This window comes from Photobacterium sp. ABD4_091, assembly GCF_056160145.1.
On the sequence record NZ_JBSWWQ010000001.1, the window covers coordinates 1801600 to 1822225 of the forward strand.

Here is a 20626-nt window from a genome sequence, read left to right on the forward strand (position 1 = left end):
TGTAGCGTGAAAGTGTTTGTTTACGGAACCCTGCGCGAGGGGGAAGCCAACGCGTTCCTCCTTAGTGAGGCTGAAAAGTTGGGCGAGGAGTGCCTGACGTCTGGCTATACCCTCTTTGATTTGGGGGCTTACCCTGCTGCGGTGGCCTCCCTCAAGGGAGCGCCATTGCATGGCGAAGTCTACCAAATCAATGCCAGTATTTTGCAAGGCCTGGATGTGCTTGAGGAGTATCCTGTGGAATACGACCGGGTTGAAATCGAGACCTCTTTCGGGAATGCGTGGTTATATGTCTACAACCACTCGGTGGTAGGGCTTCCCGTGATTGCAAATGGTGATTGGTGCCATCGAAAGAGCGCTCTTTAAGCCTGACGGCACGCGCTTTTAGTCGGGCATGGCCTCGCTCAGTGCCTGATAGCTTTCGCCATTATAGATGTTAGAGTAGCCCAGTTTATTGAGGACTGTTTCTGCTATACCAGAGCGCCGGCCTGAGCGGCAATAGATGAATAGTGACTGGCTTTTGTCAGGGGCAAATGTGTTTAGCTTGTCAATTTCATCGTACGGGATATTGATGGCACCGGGGAGGTGGCCTTCGATGAATTCCTCATGGGTGCGGACATCGATGATCATTGGGCGGCCGGAATGGCTGCCATGGTAGGACTGCCAGAACGCCTCAGGTGTGACGACTTCTGCTTGTGTTGAAGTAGCTATAGCGCCCAACAAAAATGTAGCGGCAACCAACAGCCTTTGCATAGGGGAACCTCATTTACTCCCGGGGGACACCCGGGAGCTCATCTGATTAACGATTATTTTTCCTGGGCGCGCTTGAATGACTCAAGGATTTCTTCCTTGGCAGCAGCGGCATCTGCCCAGCCTTCCACTTTCACCCATTTGCCCGGCTCTAGCTCTTTGTAGCGTTCGAAGAAGTGGGTGATTTGGGCTTTTAGCAGCTCAGGCAGGTCATCGACATCCTGAACGTGATCATACTCTTTGGTTAGCTTGCTGTGAGGTACGGCTACCACCTTGGCATCTTCGCCGGATTCATCTGACATCTTCAGCACGCCAACAGGACGGCAGCGGATCACCGAGCCCGGTACCAGCGGGTAAGGGGTTGGTACCAATACATCTACCGGGTCACCATCCAGTGATAGGGTGTGGTTTACATAACCGTAATTACAAGGGTAGAACATCGGGGTAGACATGAATCGGTCTACGAAAACGGCACCGCTGTCTTTGTCGACTTCGTATTTGATAGGGTCGGCATTGGCAGGGATTTCAATGACAACATAGATATCTTCGGGTATATCCTTTCCAGCTGGGACCTGATTCAGGCTCATCGTCTCTTCCTTTTGCTAGGTTAATCAATTGTTGGTGATGTTGAAATTATAATACCAACATCTTTCTTTTATTGTCTAATAGCAATAAGTTGTAGGGAATGGTTAACATTATTGGGTGTAATAGAAGGGAAAGAAAACAGGCTGAGTGATTCAGCCTGTTTGTGATGGTTAGTCTTGGTCAGGGAATTCCGCGAGGAAAGCCTCGACTTTTTCTACCATGTTTGTGGAACCGACAAAGAACGGCACCCGCTGGTGGAGCTCGGTTGGCTTGATATCCATGATACGGTTTGCACCATCAGACGCCTTACCGCCAGCCTGCTCGATCAGGAAGGCCATTGGGTTGCACTCATAAAGCAGGCGCAATTTACCTGTTGGGTGAGTTGCTGTGCTTGGGTATAGGTAAATACCGCCTTTCAATAGGTTGCGGTGGAAATCTGAAACCAGTGAGCCGATATAGCGAGAGGTATAAGGACGATCATCTTCTGGCACATTTTCCTGGCAGTACTTGATGTACTTTTTCACGCCCATCGGGAAGCGGAAGTAGTTACCTTCGTTGATCGAGTAAATACGGCCGTCTTCTGGCGTTTGCAGGTTCTCGTGTGACAGGCAGAACAGGCCCAAAGATGGGTCATAGGTAAAGCCATGGACACCGTTACCCGTGGTGTAAACCAGCATGGTTGATGAACCATAGATAATGTAGCCCGCTGCGACTTGCTCGCTGCCTGGCTGCAGGAAGTCTTCTTGGGTCGGTGGGGTGCCGACTGGAGAAACCCTGCGGTAAATCGAGAAGATAGTACCGACGGAAACGTTTACGTCGATGTTTGAAGAACCATCTAGTGGATCCATCAAAACAACGTACTTGGCGTTACGGTTCAACTCGCGGTTGAAAGTAACGGCTTCGTCTTCTTCTTCACTGGCTACACCGCACACTTGATCGCGTGCTTCTAGTGCAGCTTTGAACTTATCATTGGCATAGACATCGAGCTTCTGTTGTTCTTCACCCTGAACATTCTCGTCGCCGAACGAACCTGTGATATCAGCCAAGCCGGCCTTGTTGATTTCACGGTTGACGATTTTCGCCGCAAGTTTTATCGAGCTCAGCAGGGAAGAAAGCTCACCGCTGGCGTGGGGGAAGTCGTTCTGTTTCTCGACAATGAACTCGCCAAGGGTTCTAATATCGGACATATACAATCCTTGCATCTTGTTGTCATCGGGGCAGTTAAGTCAGGTACAATGTCTCTAATGGACAATTTTTATACCCATATTGGCATTTCGCCTTTTTATAGTGTGTGCTCTATTTTGTATAAAATATTGTATATAAAGATCTTTTTTATGGTAACGAAGTAACGCATTAGCGTGAAATTAGTGAAAATTACCGAGTGAGCCGACAGTTATGCACATCCATATTTTAGGAATTTGTGGCACTTTCATGGGCGGTGCGGCAATTCTTGCCCGCCAGCTAGGCCATAAAGTCACCGGCTGCGATGCCAACGTTTATCCGCCAATGAGCACCCTTCTTGAATCTCAAGGTATTGAAATAATTCAAGGTTATGACCCGTCACAGTTAAACCCTGCTCCCGACCTGGTTGTCGTCGGCAATGCGATGAGCCGTGGTAACCCTTGTGTGGAATATGTGCTTAACAACAACTTGCGCTATACCTCGGGCCCGCAGTGGCTACAGGAGATTTTGCTGCATGACCGCTGGGTACTGGCTGTTGCGGGTACCCATGGTAAGACCACTACAGCAAGTATGCTGGCTTGGATCCTCGAAGATTGCGGCTACCAGCCGGGCTTCCTGGTCGGTGGCGTGCTTGGAAACTTCGGTGTTTCCGCACGTTTAGGTGAAAGTATGTTCTTTGTCGTTGAGGCGGACGAATACGATAGTGCTTTTTTCGATAAACGTTCTAAGTTTGTTCATTATCGACCACGCACCTTGGTGATGAACAACCTGGAGTTCGATCACGCAGATATTTTTGATGATCTTAAAGCGATACAGCGTCAGTTCCACCATTTGGTCAGAACGGTACCGGGCAACGGCCGTATCCTCGCCCCGAAAGGCGTCAAGGCGATTGATGACACCTTGGACATGGGCTGCTGGAGCGAGCTGGAATATATCGGTGAGGACGGCCATTGGCAAGCGCAAAAACTGGATGCAGCAGGCAGCCGTTTTGATGTGCTGCTTGATGGCAACAAGGCCGGGACTGTCGACTGGGATCTGATTGGTGATCACAATGTCAGCAATGCCCTGATGGCCATTGCCGCTGCCCGCCATGTCGGTGTGACTGCCGATTTGGCCTGCGAGTCGCTGGGCAAGTTTGTTAATACCAAGCGCCGGTTGGAGCTCAAGGGCGAGCAAGCCGGGGTCAAGGTCTATGATGATTTCGCCCACCATCCTACAGCGGTTGAGCTGACACTGGGTGGCTTGCGTGCCAAAGTCGGGGAGCAACGCATCCTCGCCGTCCTCGAGCCTCGCTCGAACACCATGAAGCTTGGCGTGCACAAGCTGGACTTGGCACCAGCATTGGCCGCAGCCGATGAAGTCTTCATCTTCCAGCCGGATAATATCCCGTGGTCGGTGGATGAAATTGCCGAGCACTGCCAGCAGCCAAGCCAGACCGACAGTGATTTGGATGCCTTGGTCGCGAAAGTTATTGCAAGTGCCCGTCCTGGCGATAACATCTTGGTGATGAGCAACGGCGGCTTTGGTGGCATCCACGGTAAGTTGCTCGCTGCCCTGGAGGCTGCTGGTGAGTAGCCCGGATAAACGCATTACCCTGGCATGGACTGGAGCCTCAGGCGCGCCTTATGGATTGCGCCTGCTAGAGTGTCTGCTGGCGGCTGATTACCATGTTTACCTGCTGATTTCGTCGGCGGCCAGGGTGGTATTGGCCACCGAGCACGGCCTGAAACTTCCATCAGGGCCAGATGCGGCCAAGGCGGCATTGGTCAAGCAACTGGGATGCTCTGCTGACAAGCTTGAAGTATGCGGAAAAGAAGATTGGTTCTCGCCGGTGGCTTCAGGCTCGGCCGCGCCGAAAAAAATGGTGGTTTGCCCTTGCTCGGCAGGGACTTTGGCTTCTGTCGCCCATGGCCTGTCTGACAACCTGCTGGAACGAGCCGCCGATGTGGTACTCAAAGAGCGTGGCCAGTTATTGATGGTGGTGCGCGAAACTCCGTTCTCCACGCTCCACCTGGAGAACATGCTCAAGCTGTCGCAAATGGGCGCTACGATTATGCCTGCGGCACCGGGTTTTTATCACCAGCCTGAGACTATCGAGGATTTGGTCGATTTTATGGTGGCGCGAATATTAGACCACCTAGGCGTCGAACAAGGACTGGTCCCGCGTTGGGGCTATGATCAAAGGAAGTAGCTAGCTGAAAATAAAAAGCCCGCAGATGCGGGCTTCAGACTGATGACAAAGGTCTGGCTTTTAAGCTAGGCCTTTGATCTAATAGAGATATCGAAATATGGATATCTCGACATGTTAAAAGAACCCTCACCCCAACAGTACGAACTCGAAATGGTCACAATGGAACAGCTGGTTCCGAAGCATCATCTCGTACGTAAAATCGACCAAGTTATAGATTTCGAATTTATTAGAGACGAAGTCGCTCACCTATATTGCCAAGACAATGGCCGGCCTCCTGTTGACCCCGTCCGCTTGTTTAAAATCATCCTGCTGGGCTACATCTTTGGCATCAAGAGCGAGCGTCAGCTAGTCAAAGAAATCGAGGTCAATGTGGCCTATCGGTGGTTCCTTCGCATGTCACTGACAGAGAAAGTTATCCATGCCTCGACGCTCAGCCAAAACCGCATCCGCCGCTTCAACGGGACGGATATTTTTGAACGCATCTTTACCAATATCGTACTCCAGGCCATGGATAAAGGGCTCGTCGCCGGGAATGAATTATTCACCGACAGCACCCACCTCAAAGCCAATGCTAACAAGAAGAAATTTACCAATGAACAGCAAGCTGTCCGCACCAGTGCCTACCTTGAGATGCTCAACGAAGATGTGGCCAAGGAGCGGGAAGCCGAAGGGAAAAAACCTTTAGCTGAGCGAAAATCAGAGCCTAAGCTCAAAAATACCAAAGTGAGCACGACTGATTCTGAAAGCGGCTTTATGACGCGGGATAACAAGCCGCAAGGGTTCTTTTACCTTGACCACCGCACCGTCGATGGCATGCATGGGATTATCGTCGATACCTATGCGACCGCAGGTAACGTCAATGACTCCCAGCCTTATATCAATCGGCTAGACTACACGCTCAACCAGTTCAACCTGAATCCTATAGCCGTAGGCCTTGATGCTGGATACTTCACGGCTCCTGTTGCTGAGAGCCTTGAACGAAGAGAAATCCTTGGCCTCTTTGGTTACCGTAGGCCGCCTCGCACCCAGAATGCTATCAAGAAGAAGCACTTTATCTATAACAAAGAAACAGACACTTACCTGTGCCCAAATGGCCAGGAACTTATCTATAAAACCACGTCAAGAGAAGGCTACAGAGAATACCACTCGGCCCCCAAGGAGTGTGAGCTCTGCTCGATGAGAAATGACTGCACCCAAAGCAAAACAATGAAGAAGGTGATAACCCGGCATATCTACGCGGAGGCTGTGGAACGAGCAAACAAAATACGGCTGACACCTTATGGTAAAAGGACCTATCGGCGAAGGGGAGAAACGGTAGAAAGAAGCTTCGCAGATGCGAAACAGCATCATGGTCACCGATATGCACGGTTCCGGGGGTTGAACAAGGTGCAGATGCAATGTTGGTTGGCCGCTGCTGCTCAAAATATCAAGAAGATGGCCTTGGTGCTGGGCTGCTTACAGAAAATAGGCCTTATAAACGCTCTAATTAGGTTAATACGAGTCAATATCAGGCGAGAAGAGCAAAGGAGCCTCCAACCGAGCTGGTAGGTAAAAAAATCGCGATCGCGGCCTACGGCCGCTCTCTAAAAAGAACCCCACTTAAAAAGTGGGGTTCGTCAGCAATCTGAAGCCCGCAGATGCGGGCTTTTTTGTGTGTTATCGCGGAATTAATCAGACTCAGACAGGTGGGCCTGGGGCTTTAAGACCAAAACATTGATCGGGGAGTTCTCGACAACTTTGGCTGCGACCGAGCCAAGCATGACTTTATCGAGGCCTGAACGCTTGTGGCTGGGCATGATAATTAAATCAGCACCGACACGCTCGGCATGGTCGAGTATCGTCGTCCATGTCTTCCCTTCTGAGACATGCTGGTGGTGGACAATTTCTGGTGGAATATAGGCTTCGGCAAAGGCTTTGAGCTGTTGCTGGGTGTCCTGCATCATTTTGCGCGCCGCATCTTTGGGAAAGTAACTTGATACCATCGCCATGTGGATGCCGGGAAGGACATTGAGCAGGTGGATGGTGGCATTGGAATGCTGGGCATGCCAGACAGCCAGTTCGACAGCTTTATCTGCGAAACCTTTATCATTGAGGTCGACCGGAACCAAGATTTGCTTATACATACTTTATCTCTTTGTTCACGAAGGGAGAGGCTCCCTATAGTGTATACCAAACAGGCATGGCCCTTTCGTGATGAAAGGGCCAGAACCGTGGTTTGCCTGATAATGGTTTATTTGATGTGACCAAGAGATTTGGCACGCCGGCGCTGGTTCCAGCCCAGACCGCCCAAAATGAGCAAGGTCGGTATGAAGACCAGCTCTTTCATCGGGCGGGCCGCCGGTAGGCTAACGGTAGTGATCTCCCAATCGAAGTCGATACCTGCTTGCTCGGCTGGGCTGCCGAACTCGACCATGTCGACGATCATCTTGTCGCCATCCTGGCGCAGCATCAGACCGGTAGAGTCGATCCGCTCATCTGGAGAGACAGCGGCCTCATCAAAAGGTAGCAGTACGTGTTTGGAGACGAACTTACCTTCTAAATTCTCCCCGCTGACCTGCAGCTCAAGCGGCTGGCCAATAGCCAGCTTATCAGCAGCATCGGCAATCAAGGTACCCGGCATCTCATGCTTGGGCGGGTAGACCATATCCCACCAGAAGCCCGGGCGGAATAAAGAGAAGGTGATTAGCAGCAGCGCTGCGACTTCCCACCATTTGGTTTTGGTAAACCACCACCCCTGCGTGGCCGCCGAGAAGGTGAGCATGGCGATGATTGCCGACCCGACCGTGAGCATCAGGTGCCACCAGGAGTCGATATTCATCATCAACAGTTGGGTGTTGAAGATGAACATGAACGGCAGGATAGCGGTCCGGATGTCATAGGTGAAACCCTGGATACCTGTCCGGATTGGATCGCTCTTGGCAATAGCTGCCGCAGCGAAGGCGGCTAGGCCGACCGGCGGGGTATCATCGGCAAGGATCCCGAAATAGAACACGAACAGGTGTACCGCGATCAACGGAATGATCAGGCCGTGCTGGGCACCGAGGGTGACAATCACCGGTGCCATCAAGGTCGAGACCACGATGTAGTTGGCGGTTGTCGGTAGCCCCATCCCGAGGATCAAGCTGATCAAGGCTGTGAACAGCAGCATCAGCATGATGTTGCCGCCGGAGATGAACTCAACAAATTCAGTCATCACCAACCCGATCCCGGTCAGGGTAACCACGCCGACCACAATACCTGCGGCAGCGGTGGCGACACCGATACCGATCATATTGCGGGCACCAGAAACCAAGCTCTCCAGCAGGTCGATAACCCCTTCCTTTCCGGCTTCAGCCAATGTCTTCTCTTTGTTGAACATTGCCAGTAGCGGGCGCTGGGTCAACAGGATAAAGATCATGAACACGGTTGCCCAGAAGGCTGAAAGCCCCGGCGAGAAGCGCTCTACCGTTAGGCACCAAACCAGTACAACAATTGGCAACAGGAAGTAAAGCCCTGATTTCATTGTCGGCCCCGGATCAGGGACTTCGGTAATATCGGCGTTTGGATCTTCAAGGGCGTGATCTTGGTAGTCGGCTGCCACTTTGATCAATGCGACATAGGCGATCAGGATCACCACTGCGATCATTGGGGTAGCTGCTGCGCCAAAGACGTCTTTGGTCCAGCCAACACCGTAGTAGACTAGGGCGCTGAGAACAACCAAGCCGAGGATTGTGCCACAGAAAGATAGCAAACTCTGGGCGAGGGTTGGCTTATAGCGACGTTCAAGGCCGGACATCCCCGCCTTGCAGGCTTCCAAGTGGACAATGTAAATTAGGGCTATATAAGAGATCAGCGCTGGCAGCAATGCAGCCTTGATCACCTCGACATAGGAGATCCCGACGTACTCGACCATCAGGAAGGCTGCGGCCCCCATGATAGGCGGTGTCAGCTGACCATTGGTTGATGCAGCCACTTCGACCGCACCGGCTTTGGTGCCCGGGAAGCCAACCTTTTTCATCAGCGGGATAGTGAAAGTACCGGTTGTGACCACGTTGGCAATGGACGAGCCGGATACCAAGCCGGACAGGCCAGAAGCGACGACGGCAGCCTTGGCTGGCCCGCCACGCATATGGCCTAGCAACGAGAAGGCAACCTTGATGAAGTAGGCTCCGGCGCCGGCGCGCTCTAGCATGGCACCAAACAGTACAAACAGAAATACGAACGAGGTTGAGACGCCAACCGCGATACCGAATACCCCTTCGGTGGTCAGCCACAGGTGCGACATCGCCTTATTGAGGCTAGCACCCTTATGGGCGATGACATCCGGCATATGGGGTCCGCCGAAGGTATAGAGCAGGAAGACGGCGGCGACAACCATCAAAGGTGGTCCCAGTGCCCGCCTTGTTGCCTCAAGCAGCAGCACCATACCGATGACGGCGACCACAATATCCATTTGGGTGGGGGCGCCGGAACGGCCTGCGAGCTGGGTATAGAACAGATAAATATATGCAGCGGCAAAGCTGCCCGCCAGTGCAAGGAGCCAGTCTATGAGCGGGATCCTATCCCGCGGCGAACGCTTCAGGGCAGGGTAGGCGGTAAATGCGAGGAAAATCGCAAACGCCAAGTGAATAGATCGGGCTTCGGTATCGTTCAGGACGCCAAAGTTGAAAATAAACGGTAACGGCGATGCGTACCAAAGTTGGAACAGTGACCAACAAAGTGGAACAAACCACAGGATACGTCCAGCCAGTCCAATCGGGCTCCTTGCCCCGGTATCCGCCTGAGCCACCATATCTTGCACATCTGTCGACGATTGTGTTGTCTTCGTCATGCATAATCCTTCTTCGATGGGCTAGGGTGTGATTAGAATTTATCGGAATGAAAAATAGAGAAACAGCAAGCACCATGAGCTGATGCTTGCTGAATAGTATTGCCTATAGCAGGATTACTTCAGGTAACCTGCTTCTTTGTAGTACTTCACTGCACCTGGGTGTAGTGGGATAGACAGACCGTCCTTGACCATGTCCTCAGGCTTAAGGTTGGCAAAAGCCGGGTGGAGGCGTTTGAACGTATCGAAGTTCTCGAATACTGACTTCACGACAGCATAAACAACGTCATCGGACACGTCGGTAGAGGAAACCAGCGTTGCCGCCACACCAAAGCTGTTGACGTCGCCGTCAGTCCCTTTGTACATGCCACCAGGTACCGTGCTCTTGGCGTAGTAAGGGTTGTCGGCGACAATTTGGTCAATCTTAGGACCCGTCGCTGGGATCAGCTTGGCATCACAAGAGGTCGTCGCTTCTTTGATTGAACCGTTTGGATGGCCCACCACGTAAACGAAGGCGTCAATCTTGTTGTCACATAGTGCTTGCGAGCGCTCAGAGCCTTTTAGCTCAGAAGCCAGTTTGAAGTCTTTGTTGGTCCAGCCCATGGCGTCCATCACCACGCCCATGGTCGCGCGGTCACCCGAACCCGGGTTACCGATATTTACACGCTTGCCTTTCAAATCTTCGACACCATTGATGCCTGCATCAGTACGGGCAATGATGTTGAACGGTTCAGTGTGCAGCGAGAACACCGCACGCAGCTTCTTGTATGGGCCCTGCTCTTCAAATTTGCTAGTACCGTTGTAGCCATGGTATTGCCAGTCAGACTGTACGATACCGAAGTCTAACTCACCAGCACGCATGGTATTAACGTTGTAGATCGAGCCGCCGGTAGATTCTACCGAGCAACGAACATTGTGTTCTTTGCGGTCTTTGTTGACGAGCTTACAAATTGCACCACCAGTCGGGTAGTAAACGCCGGTTACAGAGCCGGTACCGATAGTGATGAAGTTTTGGGCATTGGCCATGCCAGTTGTCATTACTGCGGCAGCAAGTGCACTGACTTTGACGAATTGCTTAAATGCCATGTTTGTCCCTTCCTAGTTGTTGTTATTTCCAGAGAAAAGCCTTTTCCATCTGTGGTAAGGCGTACCTACCTGAGGGTAATTCATTGCTGAATCTGACCAATGATATCAAAACAAATCAATAACTTTAAAACTATGTTAATGAAAATAGGGTGGTTACAGAGTGGAAATAGTTACTGACACTAATGACAGGGAGAATAATTATTTAAATCAATCAATGGCTTGCATGAGGCGGGAGGGTTTGGTGAAAGTTTGTCTTATTGTGATCCAACTCTCACAAAACCAGGCAGGAAAACGCATGATTTGCTGCCTGGCTTTTGGGGGGCTATAGGCAATTACTTGCTATAGTCAAACAGCTCGCAGACTGAGTCGAATAGCTCTTCTGTCGAAATCGCATTGGTTGGTGTGATGAAGATAGTATCGTCACCTGCGACTACACCTAAGATCCCTTCAGCCTTGCCGAGGGAGTCCAGCAGACGGGCAATGACTTGTGCTGCACCTGGGCCGGTGTGGATAACCACCAAAGCACTGTTATAACCAATCTCCATCACTAACTCTTTGAGTGGGCTGCTGGTTGTCGGTACGCCAAGCTCGACTGGTAGGCAGTAGACCATTTCCATTTTCGCGTTGCGGGTACGTACCGCACCGAATTTGGTCAGCATGCGAGAGACTTTAGATTGGTTGATATTGTCGAACCCCTGAGCTTTCAATGCGTCGACGATTTCACCTTGAGAGCTGAATTTCTCTTCTTTTAGAATTGCCTTGAACGCTTTAACTAGGCGTTCTTGTTTATCTGAATTTCGCATAAGTAAATTTCATGTGCAGGGACGAGGTGCTGTATTCTGGCACAACTTTTTGGATTCAAGCAAACAGTGTTCAAGTAAACTGGTGCATGTATCACCATTATAGCGGGTAAAAGTGAATAAATATTAAGGGCTATGCGAGATTTACGCGCTGCATACGTCAAGTCTATACGGGTAAATGTTATAGGGATGTAGCACATTTTATTCTTGCCTATGCGTGATATCGCAAAGCTGGTGGCATCTGATTGTATTTCTTTATTGGTTGCTATAACGTCAGTTCTGTTTGTGATATGAAATCAGTGTTTTAAATCGACTGTGATTTCATATGATTAGGTCTGAAAATTATATACTTCTATCGTAAAGGAGAACGAACATGAAAGTTGCTGTAATTGGTGCGGCCGGTGGTATCGGCCAGGCTCTAGCCCTGTTGCTTAAAAACCGTTTGCCAGCAGGATCAGATCTGGCGCTGTACGATATTGCCCCTGTAACACCAGGTGTCGCGGCTGATCTGAGCCATATCCCAACGCCGGTCTCTATCAAGGGATACGCGGGTGAAGATCCAACTCCAGCACTGGAAGGTGCTGATGTTGTTCTTATCTCTGCGGGTGTAGCCCGTAAGCCTGGTATGGATCGTGCCGACCTGTTCAATGTGAACGCAGGTATCGTGAAGTCACTGGCTGAAAAAATTGCAGTTGTTTGCCCGAAAGCTTGTGTGGGTATTATCACCAACCCAGTTAACACAACAGTGGCGATTGCTGCCGATGTATTGAAAAAAGCCGGCGTTTACGACAAGCGCAAGCTATTTGGTGTAACGACCCTGGATGTGATCCGCTCTGAGACGTTTGTCGCTGAGCTGAAGAATGTTGATCCGGGCGAGGTGCGTGTACCAGTTATCGGCGGCCACTCTGGCGTGACTATTCTGCCGCTGCTGTCTCAGGTAGAAGGTGTTGAGTTCACTGAAGAAGAAATCAAAGCACTGACACCTCGCATCCAGAATGCGGGTACCGAAGTCGTTGAAGCCAAAGCGGGTGGCGGCTCTGCGACCTTGTCTATGGGTCAGGCAGCTTGCCGTTTCGGCCTGTCATTGGTTCGCGCGCTTCAGGGCGAAACTGGCCAGGTTGAGTGTGCTTATGTGGAAGGTGACGGCAAGCATGCGCGTTTCTTCGCCCAGCCAATCCTTCTAGGCAAAGAAGGTGTTGAAGAGGTGATGGATTACGGCGCGCTAAGTGCTTTCGAGCAGGACGCACTGGAGGGCATGCTGGAGACGCTTCACGGTGATATCACCAAAGGCGAAGAGTTTGCTGCCAAGTAATCTCTAAACTTTACCTCTTATATAAAGAAAGCGGCCAACAGGCCGCTTCTTTTTTATCAGGGAAAGCTCCGCTAATAGTAATTATCGCATCCGGTATGGAGCTGGGGTTGGTCAACAAGATCATTGCAGTTGATGTTGATCCGGCGGTGATCACTCATGTTCTCGATGATCGCCGTGTTGTGCTCTTGATCCACATCGATAACTTCAGCGACGCCCTGTTGGTATTCAACCCACATTCCAGGCTTCAGTTCTTTTGCTTGCATAGTGGCCTCCTGTCATGATCTCGAAGATCCAGCTGTTATTGATATAACTATAGATTATTGTGAAATCACTGAGTGAGTACGGCATTAGGCGATGAGGCGATCAAAAAAGCCCACCGAAAGGTAGGCTTTTTATTGGGCGTTAATAGAAGCGCTTATAAAGATCGCGAACGGAGCGACCGTTACTTGTTGCGGTGCACAGCCAGGTGGGCCAGCGCAACCAGTGCATCTTTGTATTCGCTGTCGTCAATTTTGTCTAAGCTGGCGATTGCCTTCTCTGCTTCTTCTTCAGCGCGCTGCTGGGTGTATTCCAGTGAGCCAACTTGCTTCATGCATTCTAGGATAGGCTCCAGCTTGTCCAAGCCGTTGCCTTTCTCGATGGCTTCGCGGATCATTGCTGCCTGCTCGGCATTACCGTGTTGCATCGCGTGCAGTAGGGGCAGGGTAGGTTTGCCCTCGGCCAGATCATCACCGACGTTTTTGCCCATTTCCTCGCCATCAGCGTTGTAGTCCAGTACATCGTCAATCAGCTGGAAGGCGGTACCCAAGTAACGGCCGTAATCTTGCAGGGCGCGTTCGGTATCTTCTGGGGCTTCGACCAGAATGGCGGAGATTTGGGTCGCGGCTTCAAACAGGCGGGCGGTCTTGGAGTAGATCACCTGCATATAGCTTTCTTCGGTGGTATCGGGATCGTTGCAGTTCATCAGCTGCTGCACTTCACCTTCTGCGATGACATTGGTCGCTTCGCTCATGACATCGAGGATCCTCAAGGATCTAAGGCTTGTCATCATCTGGAACGAGCGGGTGTAAATGTAATCCCCAACCAGCACACTGGCGGCATTGCCGAACATTGCATTAGCGGTTGCTTTGCCGCGGCGCATATCCGACTCATCGACAACATCGTCGTGCAGTAGGGTGGCAGTATGGATAAATTCCACAAAAGCCGCTGCGGTGGTGTGCTGTTCGCCTTGATAACCAAGGGCACGGGCTGCCAGTACAGCAAGCATTGGGCGTATGCGCTTACCGCCGCCGCTGACAATGTAAAAACCTAGTTGATTAATGAGGGCTACATCTGAGTTCAGTTGAGCCAGTATCTTCGCGTCGACTTGTGCCATATCATCGGCAGTGAGCGCTTGGATAGCTTTGAAATCCATTGTACATCCAGCAAAATAATGTGCCGCACCCGGCGGATTGTTATGCGTGTCGGTTGTAAGCTTAACTGATTTGACCCAAGCACGAAAAGCTCGCCCCAATAGATGGAAAGTGGCTCACAGCCGGGCTCAAAAGGGTTGCATAGTTAAGATTTGTTAATCAACCGAGATAAATTAATTATCGAATATTACACTAAAAGACAGCAATCTTCATAACCTCGATTGCGTTTAAATCGATGACTTTTATTACTGAGCAGCTTTTCGCCAATTTTCTTTGCACAATAGCTTGCCAGTAGCCCTAATTTCGCGTAACATTCGCGCCCTATTGATGACAAGATTAAGCGCATACCCATTGCCCAAAATTTACGTGGCAAATGGCCTATGCGGACAAGCGGAGTAAGACATGTACGCTGTTTTCCAAAGTGGTGGTAAACAACACCGTGTAAGCGAAGGCCAGACCCTACGCTTAGAAAAACTAGACGCTGAAACTGGCGCTAGCATTGAATTTGACTCAGTACTTCTAGTAGCTAACGGCGAAGAAGTAACTGTAGGCGCACCTTTCGTAGCTGGCGGTAAAGTAACTGCTGAAGTAGTTACTCACGGTCGTGGCGATAAAGTAAAAATCGTTAAGTTCCGTCGTCGTAAGCACTCTCGTAAGCAAGCGGGCCACCGTCAGTGGTTCACTGAAGTCAAAATTACTGGCATCAGCGCTTAATAACAGGAGAATTTAAAGATGGCACACAAAAAAGCTGGCGGTTCTACTCGTAACGGCCGTGATTCAGAAAGTAAACGTCTTGGTGTTAAGCGTTTCGGTGGCGAATCTGTACTAGCAGGTAACATCATCGTACGTCAGCGTGGTACTAAGTTCCACGCAGGTAACAACGTAGGCCTAGGTAAAGACCACACTCTATTCGCTCTATCTGACGGTAAAGTGAAGTTCGAAGTTAAAGGTCCTAAGAACCGTAAATTCGTATCTATCGAAGCTGAATAATTCAGTCTCGAAACGAATGATAAAGCCCTGCCTACTGGCGGGGCTTTTTGTTTATGGGGGGCTTTATGCCACAGCAAAATCCCTTGGTCGGGATGTCCCTGGCGTTGCTGACCGCCGTATTTTGGGGAGCGCTGCCCATTGCAATGAAGCAGGCTGTCGAGGTGATGGATCCTTTTACCATCGTCTGGTATCGATTTATGACAGCGGCCGCTGGATTGGGCCTGTGGTTAGCCTACCGACGTAATCTGCCCAGCCTCAGCGGACTAGGCCGCAAAGGCATTATTCTGTTGTTGCTGGCAAGCCTTGGGCTTGCAGGTAACTTTGTACTGTTCAACAGCTCACTGTCGTACCTTAATCCTGCTGTTGTGCAGGTGATCATGCAGTTGGCACCTATGATGCTGCTGCTGTCCAGCGTATGGCTGTTCAAAGAGACGTTGGGTAGGCATCAGGTCGTCGGGGTGGTCGCGCTGCTGTCCGGCTTGCTGATGTTCTTTAATGAGCGCCTGGCCGAGCTGTTTTCCAGTATGAGCGCATACACCACCGGTGTGTTGTTGGCAGTTGCCGCCGCCATGGTTTGGGTTGTTTACGCCCTGGCGCAAAAGCGCATGCTAAGGCAGTTTTCGTCACCGCAGATCTTGCTGATGATCTACGTGATCTGTGCCTTGATCTTGATGCCGGTTGCAACACCAAGCCAGATCCAACTGATGGATCAACGGCAGTTGGGCATGCTGATCTTCTGCTGCCTCAATACATTGGTGGGATATGGTGCCTTCGCCGAAGCGATGGCGCGCTGGCAGGCATCGCAGGTCAGTGCTGTGATCACCTTGGCGCCCTTGTTCACGATCCTGTTTGTGGATCTGGCCAGTTTGGTCTGGCCTGACTATGTTGCGCCAGCAGCCCTGAATCAATGGGGCTATGCCGGAGCAATGGTCGTCGTCGGTGGCGCGATGTTTAGCGCTATCGGTCATCGCTTGCTGAAGCGAAAGTAATAATTGGACACCAGCGTTGCCCACGGTTGTGCGCGACAAAAGGCCGGATAAGCACGACGTTTGGTTGTACAATAGGTTAATAGCAACTTGGACTGAACGAGCCGGGTTGAAGAATTTTAACGCCACAGTGCGGAGAAAGAGATGAAGTTTGTAGATGAAGCGGTGATTCGAGCCGATGCTGGTGACGGTGGTAATGGTACCGTCAGTTTCCGTACTGAAAAGTATGTACCGAAAGGCGGGCCTGACGGCGGTGACGGTGGTGACGGTGGTGATGTTTACCTACTGGCTGACGAAAACCTCAATACACTAATCGACTACCGCTTTGTAAAATTCTACGCCGCAGAACGTGGCGAAAATGGTCGTGGCGGTAACTGTACCGGTAAACGTGGTGCCGATAAGGTCCTGAGCGTGCCTGTTGGTACCCGTGCTGTCGATGAAGAGACTGGCGAAGTTATCGCTGACTTGACGCAGCATGGCATGAAGATCATGGTCGCGAAAGGTGGCTTTCATGGCTTGGGGAACACCCGTTTCAAGTCTTCTGTAAACCGCGCGCCGCGTCAGAAAACAATGGGTACCAAAGGTGAAGTACGCCACCTTCGACTGGAGCTATTGCTTCTGGCTGACGTGGGTATGCTAGGTTTGCCTAATGCGGGTAAATCGACCTTTATCCGTTCTGTGTCAGCCGCAAAACCGAAAGTGGCTGATTACCCGTTTACGACACTTGTGCCAAGCCTTGGTGTGGTGCGTGTTGATAGCGACCGTAGCTTCGTGGTTGCCGATATTCCGGGCTTGATAGAAGGTGCCGCTGACGGTGCTGGCTTGGGTATCCGTTTCTTGAAGCACCTTGAGCGCTGTCGTGTGCTATTGCACATGATTGATCTGCTGCCAGCCGATGGCTCAGACCCAATCGAGAATGCATTCACTATCATCAATGAGCTTAACCAGTACAGTGAAAAGCTAACCAACAAACCACGCTGGCTTGTCTTTAACAAAGTAGACTTGATGCCGGAAGAAGAAGCACAAGAGAAGATCGAAGAGATCTTGGATGCTTTGGCATGGGATGAAGGTTACTACTGTATCTCGGCACTAAACCGTATGGGTACCAAAGAGCTGACCTACGATCTTATGCGCCAGATCGAATCGATGCCTGCTGTTGACTTTGAAGACGATGAAGAAGAGTCTGAAGAGAAGAAAGTTGAGTTCAAGTGGGACGATTATCACGAACAGCAAATTAAAAATGCTGAGAAGAGTGATGATGACGATGATGACTGGGATGATTGGAACGAAGACGACTACGACGTTGAAATCATCTACAAGCCATAACGGCCTGTCCCCAGTACATTGAAAAAACCGCCTGCAAGAGGCGGTTTTTTTGTGCCTAATCAAGCTGAACTTTGTAAATTTGTATGATAATTAATCGTCCAGATCACAAATTTGAAGCAGGGGGCAGAGGTGGAAGAGCCAAATGGGGGGCTGGCCGAGCCAGTGCAGCGGGAAATTTCCCGGCTTGCAGTATTGGCCGGGCAAAGGTTATTGCAACACGGGGCGGAGAGCACCTTGGTGATGGATGTCGCCAGGCGGCTAGGGCTGGCCTTGGGAGCCGACAGTGTCGAAGTGTCTCTTTCGGCCAGCTCGATGGTTTTGACGACCTTGAGTGACGGCCGCTGTATCACCACCACCAGGCGGTGCCAGGATCGCGGGATCAATATGCAGGTGGTCACCGAGATCCAGCGGGTGTGTATCATGGCCGAGCGGGGTGTGCTGGATGTCGATGGGGTTCACCAGCGCCTTGAGCAGATCAAGCCGATGCGCTACAACCGCTACTTGGTGATTGTGATGATTGGGCTGTCCTGTGCTTCCTTCAGCCGGTTGGCTGGCGGTGACTGGCCGGTGTTTGCCTTGACCTTCGTGGCGTCGGCGGTCGGTATGTTCGTCCGCCAGGAGATCGCCCATTGCCATTTCAACCCACTGCTTAATTTCGGGGTGACCGCTTTTGTCACCACTTTGATCTCCGGGTTTGGGCAGGTGTATCAAATTGGCGAAGCCCCTTTTCTGGCGATGGCGTCCTCGGTATTGATGCTGGTACCGGGTTTCCCGCTGATCAATGCTATCTCGGATATGGTTAAAGGGTATTCCAATATGGGGATCGCCCGCTGGACCATGGCCAGCCTGCTGACCCTCTCGACCAGTATGGGGATTGTGGCGGCCATGAATGTGTTAGGTGTATGGGGATGGCTGTCATGATTTCTGTCGACTTTTTATTGGCCCTTCTCAATGACATGTTTTTTGCCCTGATCCCGGCTGTCGGCTTTGCTCTAGTGTTCAACGTTCCCCCTAAGGCGCTGAAGTACTGTGCGATCGGTGGGGCGCTTGGCCACGGCTGCCGTTTTGCCCTGATGCACTGGGGGCTGTCAATAGAGTGGGCAACCCTATGTGCGGCAACCTTGGTCGGGATGATTGGGGTGCATTGGTCACACCGTTTTCTTGCCCACCCTAAGGTATTTACCGTGGCGGCGATGATCCCTATGGTACCTGGTGTCTTTGCCTTCAAGGCGATGATCGCCCTGGTGGAAATCAACCACCGAGGCTTTACCCCCGAGTTGTGGGGCCTGTTGGTGGAAAACATGCTCAAGGCCGTCTTTATCGTGGCGTCGCTCGCAATTGGCCTTGCCATGCCCGGCTTGCTGTTTTATCGCCGTCGTCCTGTGGTATAACTCTGCCAACAGGAATGAAGGAGACAGTATGAAGATCAGTATGGTTGCCGCTATGGCCAAGTCGCGGGTAATCGGTAAGGACAACACCATGCCGTGGCACCTGCCTGCCGATTTTGCCTGGTTCAAAAAAGTGACAATGGGCAAACCTGTGGTGATGGGGCGCAAAACCTTTGAGTCCATTGGGCGCCCTTTACCGGGCAGGCACAATATTGTGATCAGCCGCAATACCGACTATCAAGCTGAGGGCATTACGGTAGTTAGCGACATCGAGGCGGCGAAAAACGCTGCGGGCAATGTCGAGGAGCTGATGGTGATTGGCGGCGGGAGTATCTACGCCGCTTGCCTGGAAGATGCCGACCGCCTTTACCTGACTTTCATCGACTTGGATGTCGAAGGCGATACCCAGTTCCCAGACTGGGGGAACGGTTGGCAGGAGGTGCACAGCGAGTCCTATGCGGCCGATGAGAAAAATGCCCATGATATGCGCTTTGTGATCCTTGAGCGCTAATTGGGGGGCAAACCAACAGAAAGAGGCTTGCCATCGGGCAAGCCTCTTTTGTTATAAGGGTAAGCAGTGGTCTTTTAGGCATGTACCGGGCAAGCTTGCTCGAAGCGTGCGCCATCCTCCCAGCGAAGCAGGGTCATGCTGTTGCCCCATACGCAGCCTGTATCGAGCCCTATGACCTGGCTGTCCTCGTAGCCCACCAGTGCAGCCCAATGGCCGAAAACCATCTTCTTGTCCATCTCAGGGCGCGCCAGCGTGAACCACGGCACCAATTGGTCGTTAGCCGCATCATGGGGGGAAAGCTTGCAGGCCATATCGAGCCGGCCATCCGGGTAGCAGAAGCGCATCCGGGTGAAGGCATTGATGGTATAGCGGTAGCGCTCGATACCTTGCAGGTCTGGCGACCAGGTATCGGGCCCGTTGCCGTACATATTCTTTAATAGCCACAGGTAATCATCACCTTGCAGCACACGCTCTACTTCCTTGGCCTGCTTTCTCGCTTGTTTCAAGCTCCACTGTGCAGGGATTCCGGCATGGGTCATCACAAAGGGCAACTCTGGGTGCTCGGCCAACAGCGGCTGGTGGCGCAACCAGTGGAGTAATTCATCGCGGTCTGGGGCGTCGAGAATCGGCTGGATCTTGTCCTTGGGCTTGCTCTTGGCTATGCCCTCGGCAACGGCGAGCAGGTGCAGGTCGTGGTTGCCCAGTACCGTTGTAGCCTGTTTGCCGAGGCTTTTGACAAAGCGCAGTGTTTCGAGTGAGAGAGGGCCGCGGGCAACAAGATCGCCGGTGAGCCAAAGCTGGTCGTGCAGCGGATCGAAGCCGGCAGTATCAAGCAGCTGGCGCAAGTCGTCTAGGCAGCCTTGGATATCGCCAACAAGGTAGGTCGACATAATGATCCTTTAGTGGAGTATATTCGGCACAGACAGGCGGAAGGGAGTGATCTCGGCGAAGAACTCATCACCGTTTTCATTGACCATGACGTAATGCCCCTGCATCACTCCCAACGGTGTCTCAATAATAGTGCCGCTGGTGTAGGTGTATTCTTCATTGGCCGGAATAGTCGGCTGCTCGCCGACGACGCCTTCACCTTCTATCACCAGCTTCTTGCCGTTGGCATCGGTGATCAGCCAGCGCCTGCTGAGCAGCTGTGCTTCACCCGCCCCAAGATTGGCAATGGTAATGGTGTAGGAAAAGACATAGCGCTGGTTATCAGGCTCGGACTGCTCTTCAATGTAGTGGGTGACGACTCGGCATTTGATGGTGGGCGTTACGTTCGTTGTCATTGTTATGCTTCCTTTCTTGG

Annotated in this window: 23 protein-coding genes; 12 read left to right on the forward strand and 11 right to left on the reverse strand. The window is 51.6% G+C overall.

Features of this window, described 5'->3' with window-relative positions; all coding sequences use genetic code 11:
- Nucleotides 1–12: 12 nt before the first annotated feature.
- Nucleotides 13–363, forward strand: coding sequence for a gamma-glutamylcyclotransferase family protein (locus ACXAGQ_RS08430; RefSeq protein ID WP_475253198.1), 351 nt, complete (start codon nt 13–15; stop codon nt 361–363).
- Nucleotides 364–381: 18 nt separating this feature from the next.
- On the opposite strand, the gene ACXAGQ_RS08435 is transcribed toward ACXAGQ_RS08430, so the two are convergent.
- From ACXAGQ_RS08435 to fbp, 3 genes are all read right to left on the reverse strand, one after another.
- A complete protein-coding gene (locus tag ACXAGQ_RS08435; RefSeq protein WP_475253200.1) occupies nt 382–750 on the reverse strand; it encodes a rhodanese-like domain-containing protein in 369 nt (122 codons plus the stop codon).
- 53 nt (nt 751–803) lie between these two features.
- Nucleotides 804–1334, reverse strand: coding sequence for an inorganic diphosphatase (gene ppa / locus ACXAGQ_RS08440; protein WP_317525235.1), 531 nt, complete (start codon nt 1332–1334; stop codon nt 804–806).
- Between the two features lie 168 nt (nt 1335–1502).
- Nucleotides 1503–2519, reverse strand: coding sequence for a class 1 fructose-bisphosphatase (fbp, locus tag ACXAGQ_RS08445; RefSeq protein ID WP_475253202.1), 1017 nt, complete (start codon nt 2517–2519; stop codon nt 1503–1505).
- Between the two features lie 208 nt (nt 2520–2727).
- On the opposite strand from fbp, the gene mpl reads away from it, so the two are divergent.
- The 3 genes from mpl to ACXAGQ_RS08460 all read left to right on the forward strand — a co-directional run bounded on the left by mpl (nt 2728) and on the right by ACXAGQ_RS08460 (nt 6253).
- Nucleotides 2728–4089 (forward strand): UDP-N-acetylmuramate:L-alanyl-gamma-D-glutamyl-meso-diaminopimelate ligase, encoded by a 1362-nt coding sequence (gene mpl / locus ACXAGQ_RS08450; protein ID WP_475253204.1) that lies wholly within the window; start codon nt 2728–2730, stop codon nt 4087–4089.
- The gene (locus tag ACXAGQ_RS08455) at nt 4082–4705 is read left to right on the forward strand and encodes a flavin prenyltransferase UbiX (protein ID WP_475253206.1); all 624 of its coding nucleotides are present in this window, start codon (nt 4082–4084) and stop codon (nt 4703–4705) included. The genes mpl and ACXAGQ_RS08455 overlap by 8 nt, the downstream gene beginning before the upstream one ends.
- 111 nt (nt 4706–4816) lie before the next feature.
- Entirely contained in the window at nt 4817–6253 is a 1437-nt protein-coding gene (locus tag ACXAGQ_RS08460) for an IS1182 family transposase (protein ID WP_475251115.1), read from the forward strand.
- Nucleotides 6254–6372: 119 nt separating this feature from the next.
- Here the strand turns inward: ACXAGQ_RS08460 and ACXAGQ_RS08465 are convergent, their stop codons facing one another.
- The 4 genes from ACXAGQ_RS08465 to argR all read right to left on the reverse strand — a co-directional run bounded on the left by ACXAGQ_RS08465 (nt 6373) and on the right by argR (nt 11401).
- The gene (locus tag ACXAGQ_RS08465) at nt 6373–6828 is read right to left on the reverse strand and encodes a universal stress protein (protein WP_475242835.1); all 456 of its coding nucleotides are present in this window, start codon (nt 6826–6828) and stop codon (nt 6373–6375) included.
- Nucleotides 6829–6935: 107 nt separating this feature from the next.
- Nucleotides 6936–9515, reverse strand: coding sequence for a TRAP transporter permease (locus ACXAGQ_RS08470; protein ID WP_475253208.1), 2580 nt, complete (start codon nt 9513–9515; stop codon nt 6936–6938).
- A gap of 114 nt (nt 9516–9629) precedes the next feature.
- Nucleotides 9630–10598: a TAXI family TRAP transporter solute-binding subunit gene (locus ACXAGQ_RS08475; RefSeq protein WP_475253210.1), complete on the reverse strand. Its 969-nt coding sequence runs from the start codon at nt 10596–10598 to the stop codon at nt 9630–9632.
- 332 nt (nt 10599–10930) lie between these two features.
- On the reverse strand, nt 10931–11401 hold the full coding sequence (gene argR, locus ACXAGQ_RS08480) for a transcriptional regulator ArgR (protein ID WP_475253212.1): 471 nt from the start codon (nt 11399–11401) through the stop codon (nt 10931–10933).
- 370 nt (nt 11402–11771) lie between these two features.
- Here argR and mdh point away from each other — a divergent pair, with 370 nt between their 5' ends.
- Nucleotides 11772–12710 carry a malate dehydrogenase gene (gene mdh / locus ACXAGQ_RS08485; protein WP_475253214.1) on the forward strand — a complete coding sequence of 313 codons (939 nt, stop codon included), beginning with the start codon at nt 11772–11774 and terminating at the stop codon, nt 12708–12710.
- A gap of 71 nt (nt 12711–12781) precedes the next feature.
- Here mdh and ACXAGQ_RS08490 read toward each other — a convergent pair whose 3' ends face one another.
- Both ACXAGQ_RS08490 and ispB read right to left on the reverse strand, forming a co-directional pair.
- Nucleotides 12782–12973, reverse strand: coding sequence for a hypothetical protein (locus ACXAGQ_RS08490; RefSeq protein ID WP_317525228.1), 192 nt, complete (start codon nt 12971–12973; stop codon nt 12782–12784).
- 179 nt (nt 12974–13152) lie between these two features.
- On the reverse strand, nt 13153–14124 hold the full coding sequence (ispB, locus tag ACXAGQ_RS08495) for an octaprenyl diphosphate synthase (protein ID WP_475253216.1): 972 nt from the start codon (nt 14122–14124) through the stop codon (nt 13153–13155).
- 400 nt (nt 14125–14524) lie between these two features.
- On the opposite strand from ispB, the gene rplU reads away from it, so the two are divergent.
- From rplU to folA, 7 genes are all read left to right on the forward strand, one after another.
- Nucleotides 14525–14836: a 50S ribosomal protein L21 gene (gene rplU, locus ACXAGQ_RS08500; protein ID WP_039456406.1), complete on the forward strand. Its 312-nt coding sequence runs from the start codon at nt 14525–14527 to the stop codon at nt 14834–14836.
- A gap of 18 nt (nt 14837–14854) precedes the next feature.
- Complete coding sequence (gene rpmA / locus ACXAGQ_RS08505; RefSeq protein ID WP_007467532.1) at nt 14855–15112, forward strand: 50S ribosomal protein L27; 258 nt, start codon at nt 14855–14857, stop codon at nt 15110–15112.
- 65 nt (nt 15113–15177) lie between these two features.
- A complete protein-coding gene (locus ACXAGQ_RS08510) occupies nt 15178–16101 on the forward strand; it encodes a DMT family transporter (protein ID WP_475253218.1) in 924 nt (307 codons plus the stop codon).
- A 141-nt stretch (nt 16102–16242) separates the two neighbouring features.
- Nucleotides 16243–17424: an Obg family GTPase CgtA gene (cgtA, locus tag ACXAGQ_RS08515; RefSeq protein ID WP_475242844.1), complete on the forward strand. Its 1182-nt coding sequence runs from the start codon at nt 16243–16245 to the stop codon at nt 17422–17424.
- A gap of 129 nt (nt 17425–17553) precedes the next feature.
- Nucleotides 17554–18345, forward strand: a complete 792-nt coding sequence (locus ACXAGQ_RS08520; protein WP_475253220.1) for a threonine/serine exporter family protein — start codon at nt 17554–17556, stop codon at nt 18343–18345.
- Nucleotides 18342–18815, forward strand: a complete 474-nt coding sequence (locus ACXAGQ_RS08525; RefSeq protein ID WP_475242846.1) for a threonine/serine exporter family protein — start codon at nt 18342–18344, stop codon at nt 18813–18815. Before ACXAGQ_RS08520 ends, ACXAGQ_RS08525 begins: the two co-directional genes overlap by 4 nt.
- Before the next feature lie 28 nt (nt 18816–18843).
- Nucleotides 18844–19323: a type 3 dihydrofolate reductase gene (gene folA / locus ACXAGQ_RS08530; RefSeq protein ID WP_475253222.1), complete on the forward strand. Its 480-nt coding sequence runs from the start codon at nt 18844–18846 to the stop codon at nt 19321–19323.
- A gap of 74 nt (nt 19324–19397) precedes the next feature.
- Here folA and apaH read toward each other — a convergent pair whose 3' ends face one another.
- Together apaH and apaG are read right to left on the reverse strand one after the other, a co-directional pair.
- Nucleotides 19398–20213 carry a bis(5'-nucleosyl)-tetraphosphatase (symmetrical) ApaH gene (gene apaH, locus ACXAGQ_RS08535; RefSeq protein ID WP_475253224.1) on the reverse strand — a complete coding sequence of 272 codons (816 nt, stop codon included), beginning with the start codon at nt 20211–20213 and terminating at the stop codon, nt 19398–19400.
- A 9-nt stretch (nt 20214–20222) separates the two neighbouring features.
- On the reverse strand, nt 20223–20606 hold the full coding sequence (gene apaG, locus ACXAGQ_RS08540; RefSeq protein ID WP_475253226.1) for a Co2+/Mg2+ efflux protein ApaG: 384 nt from the start codon (nt 20604–20606) through the stop codon (nt 20223–20225).
- Nucleotides 20607–20626: the final 20 nt, after the last annotated feature.